Origin of the sequence: Burkholderia sp. MSMB1498 (assembly GCF_001526245.1) — a bacterium.
In the GTDB taxonomy this organism is placed as follows: Bacteria; Pseudomonadota; Gammaproteobacteria; order Burkholderiales; family Burkholderiaceae; genus Burkholderia; species Burkholderia savannae.
On the sequence record NZ_LOYJ01000097.1, the window covers coordinates 1 to 2,756 of the forward strand.

Below are 2,756 nucleotides of genomic sequence, written 5' to 3' on the forward strand. Positions count from 1 at the left end.
CCTTTGCCTGCATTATCGCTGGCTCAGGCCCCGGGCATTCCACTTACCCGACTGTCCGAATTTGCGCGGCCACCTCTTATGACGTCGGTGAGGAAGGCCACGAACTGTTCGCTGGTGTGGCGCGCCGCCGTCTTGCCCAGCACCTCGCCGGTGGCAGTATTGAACGCCGCGAACAGGCTAAGCGTGCCGTTACGCTTGTATTCGAAGCCATGGCTCTCAGCGCGCCCCGGCGACAGTGGCAACATCCGGTCCCTGCGGTCGAGCGCCTGGATCGCGGTCTTCTCATCCACGCAGAACACCACGGCGTGCGCCGGCGGGTTCAGGTACAGCCCGATCACGTCGGCGGCTTTGGCCTCGAAGTCCGGGTCGTTGGAGACCATGTGCCGTTCCAACTGCTGCGGCTTGATGCCGTGCTTGCGCCAGATGCGCTGCACGGTCGAAACCGACACGTCGCCGAGTTCTGCAGCCAGCTTGTAGCTGCTCCAGTGTGTCGAGCCGTCGGCGGGTTTGTGCTTGAGGGGGCGGTTGAGCACCCTCGCTTCCAGTCTGGCGGGCGGATGAGTGGGCGCGCGCCCGGGATGCCGCGCGTACATGCCGGCCAGCCGTTCGCTGAGGAAGCGTGCCGACCAGCGCGCGATGAAGCGCGAGTCGCAGCCGAGTGTGCGCATGATGCTGTCGCGCGATTCACCGTCCTCGAGCATCAGGATCAACTTCGCGCGCCGCATGTCCGCCCCACCGGCAAAGATAATCGTCGTCAGACCGGCCAAGATAATTGTCGCCGTCTAGGCGGCGTTGACTGCCAGCACCAGCCTGTCGTTCGAGGAGCGCTTCGCATGGTCGTCGAACGCGAACTCGCTTGGCGCGATACCCGGCGGCTCGAACGGCTGCTGAAGTCTGCAAAACTCAAGAATCCCCAAGCTTGCATCGAGGACATCGAGTACCGGCAGAGCCGCGGTATCGACAAAAGCATCGTTGCCACCCTCGCTGGTTGCGACTGGATCCGCAATGCACAGAACCTCATCCTGACGGGGCCGACCGGCGCAGGCAAGACGTGGATCGCCTGCGCGTTTGGTCAGCAGGCCTGCCGACAGGGCTTCTCCGTAATGTACGTCCGCGTTGCCCGGCTGTTCGAGGAATTGAAGATCGCCCACGGCGACGGCAGCTTCACGCGGCGGCTCGCGCAGCTCGCCAAGATGGACGTCCTGCTGCTCGACGACTGGGGGCTGCAGGATCTCGATCAGGGTGCCCGAAACGATTTGCTCGAAGTGCTCGACGATCGCGTCGGCACGCGCTCCACGATCATTACCAGCCAACTGCCACTGGAACACTGGCACGCCTGGTTGCAGGATCCGACGCTCGCCGACGCGATCCTCGACCGGCTCGTCCATCAGGCCCACAAGCTGCCGCTGAAGGGCGAATCGATGCGAAAGACCAACGCCAAGCAGTCCTCCGCATCCTGACCGTGATCACCTTCGTTATAATCCATTGAGCGCGCAACACCACCTTCCACACTGATCACGTTCGCCGAAACGCCTGATCACCATCACCGAAATCCGCACCCAACCGCTGCGAACGCACGCGCACGCCCATCCGCGATCCGCATAGAGGGGCGACGCGAGCCGTAGTAGTTCGGACACTTTCCTGATCCGCGGCCACGGAGCGGCGAAGCCGTCCGCATCGCCAAGCTCGGCTTCGGCAGTCGGTGCGTCGGCGACCGGTCGATCGTGGAATCTGTTCCGGAAACGCGAAAGCTCGACGAGCGTCGCCCCCCTGCTGCAATACTCGGTCAGCTTCGCCGGTTGGACAATCCGGCGCCTGTAGAATGCTCATGGATGTCAATGCGTGCCTCGCCCGTTTTACGACCGCTTTCCTTATAGGTTATCTAACCACTCGTGGATTGGATTCCAGCCGCAGCCAAAGCTGAAACACGCGTCGGCCAAAAAACGTCAGCCGTCGTCCAACCTTGGGACCGAACACATCGAATCGATGCGTGCCATACGGCCGCGCATCGGTCGCCGCTCTTCGGAACCGTTGTGAACGCGTCGCGCCCTCCATGCAAGCATGCACACGTTTTACTACAAGAATGGCCCCAGACGAATTGGAGAAACCGCGAGGGTCAGGCGGAGCATTGTCATAAAAACTACAAAACACGTATTAAACGATACAAAATGACGTCATGAGCGGTTTGCGATGGGAAAGCCCGTCTTCAGGAAGCTTTTGTCCGCTGAAAGACACGGCTCATCCTTTGATTTCGTGAAACATCGTCGAGGTAACTGACGAATATCCAGTCAAAACAAACCGTTATGCGGATGTCTTTTTATTTTAGGATGTTCCACGGGTTGCGTGCTGCCGAGCCCGTCAAGCACGTGAGATTTCCAACATTTCCTTCCGCATGACGGGATTTCCGACTTTCCCTTCCGAAACCTGAGAGGCAAATCTTGAACGCGGAACCCCGGCCGCCCACTTCTCAAACGGATCAGCACCGCCGAGCCGGTACAAGTTTTACTTCATCGGACGGCTCCGCGCCGAGTGACAACACCCGCAACCAAGCGCAAGTCGCGCACGCGCCAGGCGCGACGCGAGGCGGCCGCCCTGCGCCGGATCGGCCTTCAACATCTCGCCTTCTTTCGCGGCTACTTGGAAGGATTGGCTCTCGCCGAGCCAGCCGATCAGTACCTCGGTAATCCCCCCGCTTTTAACGCGAGTCAGAAGTAGAGACTATGCCGCGGCCATGAGCCGCTGTTTCGGCGTCATGC

At 60.9% G+C, this 2,756-nt stretch carries 2 pseudogenes; one reads left to right on the forward strand and one right to left on the reverse strand.

From position 1 onward, the window contains the following. Nucleotides 1–77: 77 nt before the first annotated feature. Nucleotides 78–731, reverse strand: a pseudogene (locus tag WS91_RS20465) (IS630 family transposase); the annotation flags it as partial. A gap of 55 nt (nt 732–786) precedes the next feature. On the opposite strand from WS91_RS20465, the pseudogene istB reads away from it, so the two are divergent. After that, nucleotides 787–1,460, forward strand: a pseudogene (gene istB / locus WS91_RS20470) (IS21-like element ISBmu3 family helper ATPase IstB); the annotation flags it as partial. Nucleotides 1,461–2,756: the final 1,296 nt, after the last annotated feature.